10 protein-coding genes are annotated in these 15,979 nt (G+C 42.3%); 9 read left to right on the forward strand and 1 reads right to left on the reverse strand.

Annotated elements, in window-relative coordinates:
* Positions 1–142: 142 nt before the first annotated feature.
* From IGJ28_RS10730 to IGJ28_RS10755, 6 genes are all read left to right on the forward strand, one after another.
* Positions 143–3,718 (forward strand): PD-(D/E)XK nuclease family protein, encoded by a 3,576-nt coding sequence (locus IGJ28_RS10730; protein WP_252712014.1) that lies wholly within the window; start codon positions 143–145, stop codon positions 3,716–3,718.
* A complete protein-coding gene (addA, locus tag IGJ28_RS10735) occupies positions 3,711–7,391 on the forward strand; it encodes a helicase-exonuclease AddAB subunit AddA (protein ID WP_252712013.1) in 3,681 nt (1,226 codons plus the stop codon). The genes IGJ28_RS10730 and addA overlap by 8 nt, the downstream gene beginning before the upstream one ends.
* A 67-nt stretch (positions 7,392–7,458) precedes the next feature.
* Positions 7,459–7,779, forward strand: coding sequence for a winged helix-turn-helix transcriptional regulator (locus IGJ28_RS10740; protein ID WP_003126685.1), 321 nt, complete (start codon positions 7,459–7,461; stop codon positions 7,777–7,779).
* A gap of 317 nt (positions 7,780–8,096) precedes the next feature.
* Positions 8,097–9,140, forward strand: a complete 1,044-nt coding sequence (pheS, locus tag IGJ28_RS10745) for a phenylalanine--tRNA ligase subunit alpha (protein ID WP_005473233.1) — start codon at positions 8,097–8,099, stop codon at positions 9,138–9,140.
* 2 nt (positions 9,141–9,142) lie between these two features.
* Positions 9,143–11,563, forward strand: coding sequence for a phenylalanine--tRNA ligase subunit beta (gene pheT / locus IGJ28_RS10750; RefSeq protein WP_252712012.1), 2,421 nt, complete (start codon positions 9,143–9,145; stop codon positions 11,561–11,563).
* A 203-nt stretch (positions 11,564–11,766) separates the two neighbouring features.
* The gene (locus tag IGJ28_RS10755; protein WP_252712011.1) at positions 11,767–12,144 is read left to right on the forward strand and encodes an NUDIX domain-containing protein; all 378 of its coding nucleotides are present in this window, start codon (positions 11,767–11,769) and stop codon (positions 12,142–12,144) included.
* Positions 12,145–12,480: 336 nt separating this feature from the next.
* On the opposite strand, the gene trpS is transcribed toward IGJ28_RS10755, so the two are convergent.
* Positions 12,481–13,488 (reverse strand): tryptophan--tRNA ligase, encoded by a 1,008-nt coding sequence (gene trpS / locus IGJ28_RS10760; RefSeq protein ID WP_252712010.1) that lies wholly within the window; start codon positions 13,486–13,488, stop codon positions 12,481–12,483.
* Positions 13,489–13,744: 256 nt separating this feature from the next.
* Between trpS and IGJ28_RS10765 the strand changes: the two genes are divergently transcribed.
* The 3 genes from IGJ28_RS10765 to IGJ28_RS10775 are packed head-to-tail and all read left to right on the forward strand — an operon-like array spanning position 13,745 to position 15,967.
* Positions 13,745–14,482, forward strand: coding sequence for an amino acid ABC transporter ATP-binding protein (locus tag IGJ28_RS10765; protein WP_003126679.1), 738 nt, complete (start codon positions 13,745–13,747; stop codon positions 14,480–14,482).
* Between the two features lie 13 nt (positions 14,483–14,495).
* Positions 14,496–15,305 carry a transporter substrate-binding domain-containing protein gene (locus IGJ28_RS10770; protein ID WP_003126678.1) on the forward strand — a complete coding sequence of 270 codons (810 nt, stop codon included), beginning with the start codon at positions 14,496–14,498 and terminating at the stop codon, positions 15,303–15,305.
* Between the two features lie 14 nt (positions 15,306–15,319).
* Complete coding sequence (locus IGJ28_RS10775) at positions 15,320–15,967, forward strand: amino acid ABC transporter permease (protein ID WP_003126676.1); 648 nt, start codon at positions 15,320–15,322, stop codon at positions 15,965–15,967.
* Positions 15,968–15,979 lie beyond the last annotated feature (12 nt).

Here is a 15,979-nt window from a genome sequence, read left to right on the forward strand (position 1 = left end):
GTTATGAAGACAATGAAAGAAAAATTGTCAACGGATCAATAGAGAGCATCAAAACTGTTATTTTTCATGAGCAGGTTTGGTAGATGCAGGAGTTGATCTTTACTTACGATAGAAGCGACGATAAAAGTAAAGGAGTCTTCGTATGAGTTTACGATTTATACTAGGCGATGGACGCTGCGATCACGAACAAGCGATTTTGGATGCAGCTAACGCTTGGTTGGAAAAGCCACAAACAGAAGTCTTTTTTCTTGTCCCTAACTACAATAAGTTTGAACGAGAAAGAGAGATTCTGCAGGCGCTAAAACAAGGCACTGGAGATTTTGCCTCGATTCGAGCTCAAGTCTATAGTTTTCACCGTCTGGCCTGGTTCTATCTTCAACAAACTGGCTGGTTGTCAAAAACGGCCATCACAGATACCGGTGCAACCATGATCCTTCGCAAAATACTTCTCGATTTGGAAGAGGAGTTGATTCTTTTTCGAGGAGAAATCAATAAACCTGGGTTTATTCAACAACTGTTGTCTCTTTATCAAGAAATGCAGACAAGTAATATCGCAACCGAAGATCTGCATCTCGGTGGAACGATGAATAGGAGCAACGGAGAGGATGCGTTAAAGTTTTCCGAACTCGCATTGATCTTTCAGCGTTTCGAATTAGAAATGGTGACCCGGGAACTGCAAGTGGAACAACCGCTGGCACTACTAACACGTTTTCTGCAGCAAGGGTCTAAACCCAATGAATTAATGAACGATCGGCCTGATCTTTCGGAATCATTATTTATCATCAGTGGTTTTTCAGCATTTTCAACTCAAGAACAGAGTGTATTAAAAGAATTGATGAAACAAGGGCACGTCGTTGTCGATTTGCTTTTAGATCATGGATATCCCCAAGAATTACCTTCACCATTAGATTTGTTCTATGAATCGGGCCGCAGTTACCATCAATTATTTCTTGACGCTAGAACGGAAAATGTCGCCATTTATATGGATCAAAAGCTTTCACCTTCTGAAGCACAGCAAGTGACACTAGAGAAAGCTGCCGCATACAATGAAGTGGAATCCTTTTGGCGTAAAACCCAGAATCAGCTCCATTATCAGCAGCAGCAACCAGTTTCACCGTATCTAGAAATGTGGAAAGTTGGCAATCCTGAAGAAGAAGTCCGGCAGATGGCTGCGAAAATCCGCGCATTGATCAGCGAGCAAAAAGGAGCAAAACTGCGTTATCGAGACATTCAAGTCTTGACACTGCAACCAGAGATCTACCATCAATATATTCCAACGATTTTTAAAGAATATGAAATTCCGTTTTATATTGACGAAGAGCAACTCATGGCTCAGCATCCGCTCGTTGAATTCTTGAATGCCTTCTTTGCTTGTGCAGATTATGGCTTTCGTTTAAATGACATTTTTCGACTGTTGCGTACGGAACTTTATTTGCCACCAGCATTCCAACAACAAGAAGACTGGCTGGCTGCCCGGGATGCATTTCGACAATTAGTAGACATTACAGAAAACCAAGCACTGGCTCATAACTTCCAAGGAAAAGATTGGACCCGTGAGAGAGACTGGCTCTTAGTGGACTATACATTGACAGGAGAAAACGCATCTGGCATCGCTGAATTGACAGATTATACGAATCAATTGCGCCGCTATTTCCGTCAAGATATTTTTGGCTCCTTGAAAAACATTCAAGAGACAAAGACGAACCGGGAAGCTGCAGGTGCTTTATACCAATTTTTACTTTCAGCAGGTGTTGAACAGCAATTGATTCATTGGCGAGATCAAGCAATCTCACAAGGGAAACTAGAGCAAGCTCGCAACCATGAACAAACATGGCAAGCTTTGATCGATCTTTTAGATGAATTTGTGGCTATTTATGGCGATGATCCTTTCGAACAGTCACTCTTTGAAGAAGTATTGATGACGGGTTTGGAGAATCTGACTTTCGGGAAAATTCCGACAGCAATCGATCAAGTCAATATTAATCGTTTTGATCTAGTACGACCTCGGCAAGCAAAAATCACTTTCGTACCAGGATTGAATGAGACGGTGTTGCCAAGAAGGATCGAAAATAAAACATTGTTGACTAACGAAGAAAGACAACATCTCAATCAATTGTTTGCGGGAGAAAAATATCTACGCGATACGATTATCGAAAGTAGCGCCAAAGAGCCGTTTCTTTTTTATGCGATCTTATTGTCTTCCACGGATAAACTCTATTTGTCTTATGCATGCAATTTTGATACCCAGCAAAATATCAAATTGTCCCCATATCTGGCTCGTCTGCTTGAATGGTTAGATGTTTCTTTACAAGACCGGGGCATCTTATCTTTAACCAGTGATCCAGAAGCCTACGTCGGCACGTATCGGGGATTAATCTATCAGTTGAATAATCTAAGTCAGCAGGCAAGAAAAGAACGACAGAATTTGCCGGCACAGTGGCAACGGTTCAAACAGGCTTTATTGCATTCGCCTGAAAAGCAATTAGCCCTTAGAGTATTTGAAAGCCAGACCCATCAAAACATTCCAGTCCCGTTGTCTCAAGATAAAGCCGTTGCTTTATATGGGCCATCCATCTACAGTTCGATCTCGCAACTGGAGACATTCTACCAGTGTGAATACAAATATTTTGTCAGTTATGGACTACGCTTGAAAGAGCGGGAAATCTATGGACTTAACTCAGCGATGACTGGTGAATTTTTCCATGATGCACTCGATCGCTTTGTCAAAGTATTGATCAGTGAGAACATCTCATTGACGCAGTTGACCATGGATCAACGGCTCCAATTTGTTGAAAAAGTGTTGCAAGAGATTTTTGGAGAAGTCCGCTATACATTATTGTCCAGTTCGGCCAGAATGAATTTTATTCGTTATCAACTAGGTAAGACGATTCAGCGAGTAGCTTGGGCATTAACGAAGCAAGGACAAAAAATGCACTTCTCACCGCAAAAAACCGAAGTACTGTTTGGACAGATCGCTGGCGCTCAAGGGATCAATGGCATCGAGCTGCCTTTAAGCAGTGGGGGCAAACTGCATGTGCGAGGAAAAATCGATCGGGTAGATGCAGCAAAAACCGAAGAAGAGCAGTGGCTTTCAGTCGTAGATTACAAATCAAGCAGTCGTGAATTTGATTTGACAGAAGCTTACTATGGCTTAGCAATGCAGTTGATCACTTATTTAGACGTTGCGCTGAATGATGCTGTGCAGCTAGTTGGTACAGAAAATGTGCGCCCGGCTGGGGCTTATTATTTACATGTCCATGATCCAGTCTTAGATGGTCAAAAATCCTCTGAAGAGGAACGGTTGAAGCAATTCAAATATGATGGGTTGTTTCTGGATGAACCCTCATTGTTTCCACTTTTGGATCATGAATTGTCAGACAGCAGCAATTCGGCAGTTTTTCCGATTCGCAAAGACAAAAGCGGGACGTACCAAAAGACACCACAAGCCAAAAACAAGTTTTACACTGAAGAAGAGATTCGCTTGTTGAGGCAGCACAACCGCAAAAATATGCAGCAAGGTGCGGAGAAACTTCTCAGTGGCGAAATTGCCTTGAATCCGTCTTATAAGCTGAAAGACAAAAAGCGCGCCTGTGAGTTTTGCCCATTTCGCAGTATTTGCGATTTCGATGTGATGCTGCAAGAAAATAATTATCATCGTCTAGAGAATTTATCGAAAGAAGAGGTTTTACAGCGATTAAAGGAGGAAGAGAATGACTAAGATCCCTCTAAAACCACAAAATGAAACATTTACTGATACTCAGTGGCAAGCGATCTTTGATAAAGGAGACAATCTCCTTGTTTCTGCCTCAGCTGGATCAGGAAAGACCACCGTCCTTGTGCGACGTGTGATCGAGAAATTAAAAGCAGGAAGTCAGATCGACGAATTGCTGATCGTGACCTTTACCGAAGCAGCAGCAAGAGAAATGAAAGAACGGATCCAAGTAGCTCTGCAAACGGCCATTAATCAAGAAAGCCAAGAGCAAAAAAGACAACATTTCGTTCGGCAGTTGCAATTATTACCTACCGCAAATATCTCAACACTACATGCCTTTTGTTTAACGGTCATTCGGCGTTTTTATTATCTGATCGATTTGGATCCTGGATTTCGGATGCTGACAGATGAAACGGAGATTTTGCTGCTGAAAGAGGAAATCTGGACACAATTACGAGATGCACACTACGAAGCAAATGATGAAGCCTTCTTTCGATTAACCGAAAACTTCGCCAGTGATCGTTCCGATGAGACGGTTGGTGATTTGATTTTGTCACTCTATGATTTTGCCCGCGCCAACCCTGATCCAGAAAAGTGGCTGGACGGTTTAGCGGTAAATTATGAAGCCGCGGACAATTTAGGGGAGAATCACCTCTATCAGGCTCAAATCAAACCGACGTTGGTAGAAATTGCCGCAACGGCAGAGCATTTGCTGGCAGCGGCCAAACAATTTGCAGATCAGTCACCATTAATGGAAAAAGCAGCAGCACTCGTTCATGCAGAGATTTCTCAAGTCCAAGAAATTCAACGAGTTCTGGCAACAGACGATCTATCCGTCTTATATGATCGCTTGACTCATTTGACCTTTGATCGCTACCCAAGCTATCGGAAAGAAGAACAAAAAGAACTTTCACAGGAAATCAAACCGTTGCGGGATGATGCCAAAAAACTATTAGAACAACTCAAGGGATATTTTCCTTATCCACCAGCAGACATGCTGCAAATGCTGCAACTATCTGAACCGATCGTTGCGACTATGGCAGAGATGACCAAAGAGTTTTTGACTGCTTTTCAAGCCCGCAAGCTAGCAAAAGGGTTGTTGGATTTCAATGATTTAGAACATTTCACGTTGAAAATCTTATTGGGTGATGGAACAGGCAGCGATGCTTCTGTTTATTACCGCGATAAATTTGAAGAAGTGCTCGTGGATGAGTATCAGGATATCAATCGACTGCAAGAAGCGATTCTGTATTGGGTTCGGCAAGTTTCAGGAGACCATGGAAACATGTTCATGGTAGGGGATGTCAAACAATCGATCTATTCATTTCGCTTAGCAGACCCCACTTTGTTTATAGAAAAATATTTGGCATTTGAACATCAAAACGGGGGACGAAGAATCGTTTTAGCAGAAAATTTCCGTTCGCGCCGCGAAGTGCTTGATTTTACGAACTTGGTTTTTCAACAATTGATGGACGAACAAGTTGGACAGATCCCTTATGATGACGCAGCGGCTTTAGTTCCGGGATTTCCGAGTTTTCCTGAAAGCGACGCATTCATTCCGGAACTTTTGCTCTATGAAAAAGAAGCTGAAAGTACTACGAATTTGATTGAAGACAAAACGGAAGGAGAACTTCACGTCACCGCAATCAAAATTCAAGAACTAATCCAATCCCAATTTATGATCTATGATAAAAAAAGACGGGAAGAACGTCCAGTCACTTATCAGGATATCGTTTTACTGACTCCTACCCGCAAAAATAATTTGGTCATCTTAGATGTTTTCAAAAAATTCGGGATTCCTCTTGAAGTCAATGATGCACAGAACTATTTTCAAGCAACAGAGATCCAAACAATGATCGCATTGTTGCAAATCATTGATAATCCTTATCAGGACATTCCATTAGTGGCTGTTCTCCGTTCACCCATGGTAGGGCTAACGGAAGACGAACTAGCAGAGATTCGGCTAGCGGATCGTACCAGTGAGTTTTACAAAGCGGTCTTGACTTATCAAGACAACCAAAAGGGGACTGTTTCCGCTTCAAGCAAACGAGTGGATGATTTTTTAAGCGAATTGAATCGTTGGCGGGAAGCAGCTCGCAGACTGCCGATCCCAGATTTATTATGGGATATTTATGATACAACGGCTTACTTGGATTACGTGGTTGGCTTGCCAGCAGGGCAACAGCGCTATGCCAATTTGATTGCATTGATCCACCGAGCAGAGAAATATGAGAAAAGCAGTTTCCGAGGATTGTATCAATTCATCCGGTTTATTGAAAAAATGCAAGAAAAAGATAAAGATTTGGCAGAACCGTTGGCGACGCCAGCTGAAAATGCTGTGCGGGTCATGACTGTCCATGCTAGTAAAGGGTTGGAGTTTCCCGTTGTTTTCTTATTGGATACAACGAAATTTTTCAATTACCAAGACTTTCAACAGCGTTATATTTTTGAAGAACAACTTGGCGCAGGTATCCAATATATCGATGCTTCGGAAAATATCAAATATGAAACGATTCCTTTTCAAGCCATCAAACAAGTTCGTTTGAAAAAAGCCCTCTCTGAAGAAATGCGTAAACTATACGTAGCATTGACACGGGCCGAGCAGAAACTGTATTTAGTTGGTTCTTATAAGGATCGGCAGGCAGCCTTTAAAGCTTGGCAAGCGGGGTTGACACAAAGTCAGACAGTCCTTGACCCGGCTTTACGTTTAGTTGCAAGAGGCAGTCTAATGGATTGGGTCGGTTTGACATTGATTCGTCATCCAGAGATGGAGCAGGTTTTTACTGATGCCAGTGAACGAAAAATGACGATCCATCATCCTGCAAGATTCCAGATCCATTGGTGGAATCAGGATCAGATTGATCAGCAATTGCAGGTGCAGCCGCCAACAGAGGCAGTTGTGGCTCCGACACCAAGTACTACAGCCCCAGAAAGATTGCTGAACCGTTTAGACTATCAGTATCCTTACAGCAAAGCGACTCAAACCACCAGCTATCAGTCGGTCTCAGAGTTAAAACGTCTATATAATGATCCGGACGATCAAGATATTACTTTACTGGAATGGCATTCCGCGGATCAAAAATTGGCACCTCAGCGCTTTCGTTATGTTGAGACTGAATTAGCTAAACCGCGTTTTTTACAAGAACAAAAACCGCAAGCTGCTTCGATCGGGAGTGCTACGCATCTAGTTATGCAAATGTTGCCGCTGACTGAAGTACCGACGGAAGCATCCTTAGCAGCTTTTATCGATGAATTGGTTGAACGTCAGCTCTTTACGAAAGATGTTGCCGACAAAATTGATCAAGCGAGCATCGTGTGGTTCTATCAAACAGCCGTGGGGCAAACTTTGATCAAGTATGCAACACAGGTAAAACGGGAGCAGCCATTTTCAATGCTAAAAGAAGCTGCCACTATTTTTGAAGGATTTGATGAACCAGATGCCGAATTATTGATCCACGGGATTATTGATGGCTATGTGGAGTTGCCAGATCGAATCATTTTGTATGATTTTAAGACGGATGCTGTATTTGGCAGTGAAGCACAGATTGAAAAGCGCATGCGGGATCGGTATTATGGACAGCTAAAACTGTATTGCCAAGCGTTAGAACAAGCTTTGCAGAAACCTGTGACTGAGACATATCTGGTTTTACTAGCCGCTAAGAAAATAATCGAATGGTAGGCCCTCGAACGGGATTCCTTACAATTCGTAAGCGATGTGCTATAATGATGCAAAGAGGTGATAGAAAATGATAAAAGTGGAAACAGATTACGCCCTTTGTCCTAAATTTGAAAAAGCTTTTTCGATTCTAGGGAAAAAGTGGAATGGCTTGATCATTGATGTGCTTCTTGAAGATGGCAAACAACGGTTTGTGGATCTTGCCAAAAAAATCCCCCAAGTGAGCGATCGGGTATTGGTGGAGCGCTTGAAAGAATTAGAACGTGAAGAAATCGTCTGCAAAGAAGACAATCTTTACTGTTTAACACCAAGAGGGGTCGCACTTGAAAAAAGTATGATGAGTGTGAAGCGCTGGGCAGAAACTTGGGTCAGAGAAGAAGAATGCAGTTGATTTCTGGCAAATAATTAGGTACACTAAGGTCAATCGAATAGTTAAAAAGCGTTGATGGAAACTAGTAGTTTGGCTGAAACAGGAAAGGGAGACTTGTCATAGACTGAAAGCAAGTTCTGTATTCGAAAAATGAATTTCATTTCTGGAGCTTACTGAACAAGAATCAGTCGGCAGTCCTACTGTCGTTAGTAGAAGTGAGTGCGTGGACTTTGTCCACGAATGAGGATGGTAACACGAGACGTCGTTCCTTTTTTAGGAACGGGGTCTTTTTTTCGTCTTGACTTATCAGCTATTCACAAAGAATAAGGAGGAAAAACATGTCTTTACAAGAGAAACTAGAGTCATTGAAAGAAGTAACGCTTTCAAAGATCAAAGAAAGCCGTTCAATCAATGAATTGAATCAAATTCGTGTGGATGTCCTTGGTAAAAAGGGACCCATCACGGAAGTTTTGCGGGGAATGAAAGAGTTGTCAGCAGAAGAGCGTCCAAAAGTCGGCAGCTATGCCAATGAGATCCGGGATGCGATTACACAAGCGATTGAGGAAGCAAAAACTTCATTAGAAGCAGCCGCACTAGAAAAGGCATTGGCTGAAGAATCGATTGATGTGACGTTGCCTGGCAAGCAGATGCCACAAGGGACCCGTCATGTCTTGACGCAAATCATGGAAGAAATCGAAGATATTTTTGTGGGGATGGGCTATCAAGTGGTTGAAGGATTCGAAGTCGAAAAAGATCACTACAATTTTGAACGAATGAACTTGCCAAAAGACCATCCAGCAAGAGACATGCAAGATACTTTTTATATTTCAGATGAAGTCTTGATTCGGACACACACCTCACCGGTGCAAGCTCGTACCATGGAAAAACATGATTTCAGCAAAGGGCCATTGCGAATGATTTCACCAGGAAAAGTATTCCGGAGAGACACCGACGACGCGACTCACAGTCACCAGTTCCATCAGATCGAAGGACTGGTAATCGATAAGAATGTGACGATGGGTGATCTTAAAGGGACACTAGAAGTCATGATGCAAAAAATGTTCGGGGCTGATCGCAGCATTCGTTTGCGTCCAAGCTACTTCCCATTTACAGAGCCTTCAGTAGAAGTAGATGTCAGCTGTTTCAAATGTGGGGGAGCCGGCTGTAATGTCTGCAAACACACCGGTTGGATCGAGATTTTAGGCGCTGGAATGGTACATCCGAATGTATTGGAAATGTCCGGGATCGATCCCAAAGAATACTCAGGTTTTGCATTTGGTTTAGGACCTGACCGGGTTGCGATGTTGCGCTATGGCGTCAACGACATTCGGAATTTCTATCAAAATGATGTACGTTTCATCAGTCAGTTCAAGGGGGAATAAATATGTTAGTATCTTACAAATGGTTAAATGACTATCTTGACCTTTCTGAGATCTCACCAAACGAGCTGGCAGATAAAATGTCAGTCACAGGGATCGAAGTCGAAGGAATCGAAGTGCCAGCAGCGGGATTGAAGAAAATCGTTGTTGGGGAAGTCAAAGAATGTGTGCCACATCCAGATTCAGATCACTTATCGATCTGCCAAGTAGATATCGGTGAATCTGAATTATCACAAATCGTTTGCGGTGCGCCGAATATCAAAAGCGGCATCAAAGTGATTGTGGCACTCCCAGGTTCACGGATCGCGGGCAATGTCAAAATCAAGAAAGGCAAGATGCGCGGACAACAATCCAATGGGATGATCTGTTCGCTGCAGGAATTAGGCTATTCTGATAGTGTGATCCCTAAAGAATATGCGGAGGGTATTTATTACTTGCCTACCGATGCCGAAGTGGGGAAGGAAGTCTTTCCCTATCTCGATATGGATGATGCCATCATCGAGTTGTCGATCACTCCAAACCGGGCCGATGCCTTAAGTATGCGGGGGGTCGCTTACGAGGTAGGAGCTATTTATCGACAAACACCAAAATTTGAGACCATTCAACTGAATGAAAGTGCTGTGAAAGCCGCAGACAAGATCAAAGTCAGCGTAGAAAATCAAAACGATGCGCCAGCCTATCAAATTCGGATCATTGAAAACGTAACGATTGCACCAAGTCCGCAATGGTTGCAAAACCGTTTGATGAATGAAGGCATTCGACCAATCAACAATGTCGTTGATATTACCAACTATATTTTGCTGCTGTTTGGACAACCCCTTCATGCATTCGATTATCAAAAATTGGGCAGCCAAGAAATCGTCGTTCGCCGTGGCAAACCGCAAGAAACGTTGGTCACTTTGGACGGAGAGACACGAACGCTAGATGATAAGAACATTGTGATCACTAATGGAAAAGAACCAGTCGCTTTAGCTGGTGTCATGGGTGGGTTAGATTCAGAAATCACACAAGATACCACAACTGTTGCTTTAGAAGCCGCCTTGTTTGACCCACTAGCGATTCGTTTGACGTCTAAAAAATTCAATTTGCGCAGTGAGTCATCTTCCCGTTTCGAAAAAGGCATCAATCAGGCTGCGATCGCGGAGGCTTGTGATGCAGCCGCTGCTATGATTGCGGAGCTAGCTGGCGGTACAGTTCTACAAGGTGCTGTCAAAGGCGCTGAAGTGACCCCTAAGGATGTTCAAGTCACGATCACATTAGATCGGATCAATCGCTACTTAGGAACACAAATCACGATTGGCGAAGCCAATGAGATTTTTGACGCCTTAGGTTTTGGCTACCAAGAAAATGAAGGTACCTATCAAGTTGTGGTCCCACCTAGACGTTGGGATATTCAGATCGAAGCTGACATCATTGAAGAAGTCGCCCGTATCTATGGCTATGACCGTCTGCCATCGACACTTCCAAGTGGTGAGACAGTTGCGGGGAGCTTAACCAAAGAACAACGCTTGACTCGCAAAGTACGAACACTCCTAGAAGGAAATGGTGTGAGTGAAGCTATCAGCTATGCATTGACAACCGAAGAAAAAGCCCGTCAATTTTGTTGGTTAGAGAGTCAGGTTACCCGTCTGGATTGGCCAATGACAGAAGAGCGTGGTGTCTTAAGAATGAATCTACTTTCAGGACTGCTGGACGACATTGCCTATAACTTGGCCCGCAAAAATGCCAATGTTGCGTTGTACGAAGTGGGGCGCGTCTTTTACAAAACAAGTGATGACCCTCGGGAGCTACCAACAGAAAATAATCATCTAGGACTAGCCATCACTGGCGCCATCACCGAAAAAGATTGGCAAGAAGCTGAACAAAAAGTCGATTTCTATCATATTAAAGGGATCTTGGAAAACTTGTTTGCAAGTCTTTCTCTTACGGATCAGATTACTTATGAAAAGACAACAGCAATCAAAGAACTTCATCCAGGCAGAGCCGCTGCTATCCTCTTACAGGATGAAGTGATCGGTTACCTAGGGCAAGTCCATCCAAGTACAGCAAAAGCTTATGATCTGACTGAGACATATGTTGCTGAATTGGACTTGGATCGTTTGTTAGCAACTGAAAATGCAGCGCTCATTTATCAAGCAGTTTCGAAATTCCCATCAGTTAACCGGGATATTGCACTGTTGGTGGATGAGAAGACGTCGAACCAAACAATCCTGCAAACCATTGAACAAGCAGCAGGCCGTTTCTTGACGGACATTCATCTATTTGATGTGTACCAAGGAAAGAACATCGATAGCAATAAAAAATCAATGGCCTATCGATTGACTTTTGCTAATCCTGAAGCGACATTGACAGATGAAGAAATCAATCAAGCAATGTCGAAGATCACACGTGTGCTAGAAGAATCACTACAAGTAGAAATTCGTTAGTCCCATTGCTGTGATAGGAAACAGTGACATAAAAAAAGAGTGATCTTGAGGAATCAGCAAGATTGTAGCATTTGCAGGGGAAGGTGTTCTCCCTTGCTATGCTACAATTTTTTTTATAATGGATAGAGTAAATATTCTCATGGATAACCACAGCTCGAAGAGTTGCTTTTCCAGTTTTATTTTATGGAAGAAAGGATCGATTGATGGAACAACTGACGGTTTACGATGCACAAAAGCAGCCAACAGCTGCGACGATGTTGCGGGATACGCCAGTCCCTAATGACGGCTACCGAGTTGTGGTGTCTGTTTTATTGTTTAATGAAGCCGGAGAATTACTGATTCAAAAACGACAATCCACAAAAAAAGGCTGGCCTAGTTATTGGAATTATCCTGCTGGCGGGACCGTCAAAGCTGGTGAAAGCTGTTATCAAGCGGCAGAAAGGGAACTATTAGAAGAGTTAGGGATGACACTTTCTTCAGAGAAAATCCCTAGTCGTTTAACAGTGAAATTTGAAGAAGGCTGGAATGAACTCTATTTTGTTCAATGGACCGGCGCTAACCCTGAACTTTGTTTGCAGTAAGAAGAAGTTGCTGCAGCAAAGTGGGTCAATGAAAAAGAGTATCGCGCATTGATCAATGGGTATAAATTTATTCCTTACTTATATGCACCGATCGTTTTCTCGCTTCAAAGTCATCCTGGGGAATATTTTCCGCTCTAAGTTCTTACTCGTGATGGTAGCTTCTTTTTGATAGAAAGCGATTCTGTCGTGATTGAGAAAAATGTTCTCGAATGGTGTTTGCTCACATGTCAATGGTAGTTGAGCAGTTCGCTTTTTTATTTAGGGATCTTTAAATAAAAGATAGTAATTAAAAACAAACCCACCAAGCATACTGGTGGGTTTGTTGGTTGTTCATATTTATGCAAAGTAGTTGATCCCCATTGCTTCTTTCACTTCTGCCAAGGTTTGTGCTGCGACTTGTTCTGCTTTTTCGCTGCCTTTTTTTAAGAGGTTCATGACTTCAGCCGGGTCCTTAGCAAATTCTTCTCGTCGCTGACGGATCGGAGCAAATTCTTCTTCTAAGACATCGATCAGATAGCGTTTGATTTTTACATCGCCTAGACCGCCTTGACGATAGTGCTCTTTCAATGAGGCAATTTTTTCTAAATCTTTGCCAAAGACATCTAAATAAGTAAAGACCATATTGCCTTCGACTTGGCCAGGATCTGCTACATGGATATGATTTGGATCAGTGTACATGCTCATGACTTTCTTTTGAACGATATCCGCATTGTCTGCCAAATAGATTCCGTTGTTCAATGATTTGCTCATTTTACCATTTCCATCGATACCAGGTAAACGTCCCATTCCTTTAGGCGGAAGAACTGCTTTAGGTTCCACCAATACGTCACTATAGATGGAATTAAAGCTATGAACGATTTCTTGTGTTTGTTCTAGCATTGGTTTTTGATCTTCACCGACAGGAACTAAGTTGGCTTTGAAAGCAGTGATATCTGCTGCTTGTGAGACAGGGTAGATGAAGAATCCAGTTGGGACACCTTCCCCAAATTTCTTTTGTTCGATCTCGGCTTTGACGGTCGGATTGCGGCGAACCCGTGCCACACTGACTAAATTCAAGTAAAACATGGTTAGTTCCGATAACTGAGGGATTTGTGATTGAATAAATAAAGTCGAGCGGGTCGGATCGAGACCAATCGCTAAATAGTCAAGTGCCACTTGCAAGATATTTTCTGACACTTTCTGTGGATTTTTGGCATTGTCTGTCAATGCTTGCATATCAGCGATCATGATATAAAGTTGATTGTTAGGGTCGTCTTGCATCTCAACTCGTTTTTTTAATGAGCCGACATAATGCCCTAAATGAAGTTGCCCTGTAGGCCGGTCTCCGGTTAATATTGTGTTCACGTTTCATCCACCTCTAAATTCAATATATAGTTCATCTTACCTTGTTTTTCCAAAAGAAACAACTTGTTCTACTAAGGGTCGAAAAAAAAACGATGGACAAAAACCTAACATGAGGTTAAAATAATGAAGGTTTTTCTTTGGGGATGATGTGGAAATTAAAACTACCTTTACAAATAGAAAAATTTTGAGCTATAATATGAATCAAATCTTTTCAATTACTCATTTATTTTTAAATATAGACTTGGAGTGTGAATGAATGGCAATGATAGAATTTAAAGACGTGGAAAAGTACTACGGCAAATTCCATGCATTAAAAAACATAAATATTGAATTTGAAAAAGGTGAAGTCGTTGTTGTGATTGGTCCTTCAGGATCAGGAAAAAGCACGATGCTTCGCACAATCAATGGATTAGAAACGATTTCTTCTGGTCACTTACTGATCAATGGCAAAGATCTTTTCAGTAAAGATGTCAAATTGACAGAGATTAGAAAAAACATCGGAATGGTCTTCCAGCATTTCAATCTTTACCCCAATAAAACCGTGTTAGAAAACATCACTTTGGCTCCCATTAAAGTATTAAAACAAAATGAACAAGAAGCGATTGCCTTAGCCGAAAAACTGTTGAACCGTGTAGGCATGCTGGACAAAAAAGATTCTTATCCATCCATGTTGTCTGGCGGACAACAACAGCGGGTGGCTATTGCCCGAGGATTAGCCATGACACCAGAAATGTTGCTTTTCGATGAGCCAACTTCTGCACTGGATCCAGAAATGATCGGTGATGTTTTAGACGTGATGAAAAAAATCGCCAGTGAAGGCATGTCCATGATCGTGGTGACTCATGAGATGAGTTTTGCCCGTGAAGTAGCCGACCGGATCGTTTTCATGGCAGAAGGCCAAGTATTAGAAGATCGTCGCGACGTCGATGGCTTCTTTGAAAACCCAAGAGACGAACGGGCCAAACAATTCTTAAGCAAGGTAACCAATCATTAGGAGGAAAGTAGCTATGAGCAAAAAAATCAGTACAGTGCTGCTCCTTGTATTCGCGCTCATGACCTTTTCTGCTTGTAAAGGCCAAAGTGCTGCAGAACGTGATGTGTTAGCGAGCAGCAAAGAAAGCAACCAAATCATCTGGGGAGTCAAGAATGATACCCGATTATTTGGATTGATGGATATTGCGACAGCTGAAGTCCGCGGATTTGATATCGATATCGCTAAAGCAATCACTGAGCATATTTTAGGACGTGACGGAAGTGCTATTTTTGTCGAAGTCACATCAAAAACTCGAATTCCGCTATTAAAAAATGGCAATATCGATGCAATCATCGCTACGATGACCATCACGGATGAACGGAAGAAACAAGTAGATTTTTCTGATGTTTATTTCGATGCTGGACAATCTTTATTAGTAGCCAAAGATAGCCCGATTCAGGGAATCGAAGATTTAAATGCCAATACGACGGTTTTAGTCGTCAAAGGATCGACATCAGCGATCAATATCCGCAAGGCAGCGCCGGAAGCAAAAATCTTGGAGTTAGAAAATTATGCCGAAGCCTTTACTGCGTTACAGTCAGGACAAGGCGATGCGATGACGACAGATAATGCGATCTTATTGGGGATGGCCAGTGAAAATCCCAACTATCATTTAGTTGGCGGTACATTTACAAATGAACCTTACGGAATAGCTATCGATAAAGGACAAGAGCCTTTCTTGAAAGCCGTCAACCAGGCATTGAAAGAAATGCATGAAGACGGTACGTATGATGAAATTTATCAGAAATGGTTCCCTGATGATGCATCTGGGAAAGTTGATTAAAGGAGGAAATTTGCATGCTTGAATTGTTTCAAACTTACGGCGACCAGTTTTTTTCTGGTTTCAAATATACGATTTTCTCCAGTTTACTGGCTTTATTCTTTAGTTTAGTGATTGGTACATTGATGGCGATATTTCAGCTGTCTACCAATCGATGGGTCAAAGGGATCGCTAAAGCGTATGTCGAGTTTTTCCGAAATATTCCTTTGTTGATCATCGTGATGTTCTTTTATGTCGTGGTGCCGATGTATTGGGTGACTTTTGACGGATTTCAAGCGGGAACGATCGGCTTGACCATCTATACGTCTGCGTTTATTGCAGAAACGATTCGTTCTGGAATCCAGACAGTTCCTAAAGGGCAGATGGAGGCTTCTTTGTCCTCTGGATTCACGTACAGCCAGGCCATGCGCTACATTATTTTACCGCAGGCTTTTAAAATCGTTGTTCCGCCACTAGGAAATCAGTTTATCAACTTGGTCAAAAATTCATCGATTTTAGCAATGGTAGCTGGTCTTGACATTATGTATCAAGGTGACTTGATTGCCAGTGAAACCTTTAATACTTTCGACACCTATATTATTGTCGGAATCTTTTATTTGATTATCACATTACCATTATCCTATTTAATGGTTTATCTTGAAAGACGTTGGGCTGTACGCTCATAGAAAGGAGACACT

It is taken from the genome of Enterococcus sp. AZ091, from assembly GCF_051714805.1.
Lineage (GTDB): Bacteria > Bacillota > Bacilli > Lactobacillales > Enterococcaceae > Enterococcus_D > Enterococcus_D gallinarum.

Excerpts from the sequence above, each read along its gene's own strand:
- pheS (WP_005473233.1), top strand. The coding sequence starts at position 8,097 with ATGTCTTTACAAGAGAAACTAGAGTCATTGAAAGAAGTAACGCTTTCA.
- IGJ28_RS10730 (WP_252712014.1), top strand. The coding sequence starts at position 143 with ATGAGTTTACGATTTATACTAGGCGATGGACGCTGCGATCACGAACAA.
- IGJ28_RS10740 (WP_003126685.1), top strand. The coding sequence starts at position 7,459 with ATGATAAAAGTGGAAACAGATTACGCCCTTTGTCCTAAATTTGAAAAA.
- IGJ28_RS10775 (WP_003126676.1), top strand. The coding sequence starts at position 15,320 with ATGCTTGAATTGTTTCAAACTTACGGCGACCAGTTTTTTTCTGGTTTC.
- pheT (WP_252712012.1), top strand. The coding sequence starts at position 9,143 with ATGTTAGTATCTTACAAATGGTTAAATGACTATCTTGACCTTTCTGAG.
- IGJ28_RS10755 (WP_252712011.1), top strand. The coding sequence starts at position 11,767 with ATGGAACAACTGACGGTTTACGATGCACAAAAGCAGCCAACAGCTGCG.
- addA (WP_252712013.1), top strand. The coding sequence starts at position 3,711 with ATGACTAAGATCCCTCTAAAACCACAAAATGAAACATTTACTGATACT.
- IGJ28_RS10770 (WP_003126678.1), top strand. The coding sequence starts at position 14,496 with ATGAGCAAAAAAATCAGTACAGTGCTGCTCCTTGTATTCGCGCTCATG.
- IGJ28_RS10765 (WP_003126679.1), top strand. The coding sequence starts at position 13,745 with ATGGCAATGATAGAATTTAAAGACGTGGAAAAGTACTACGGCAAATTC.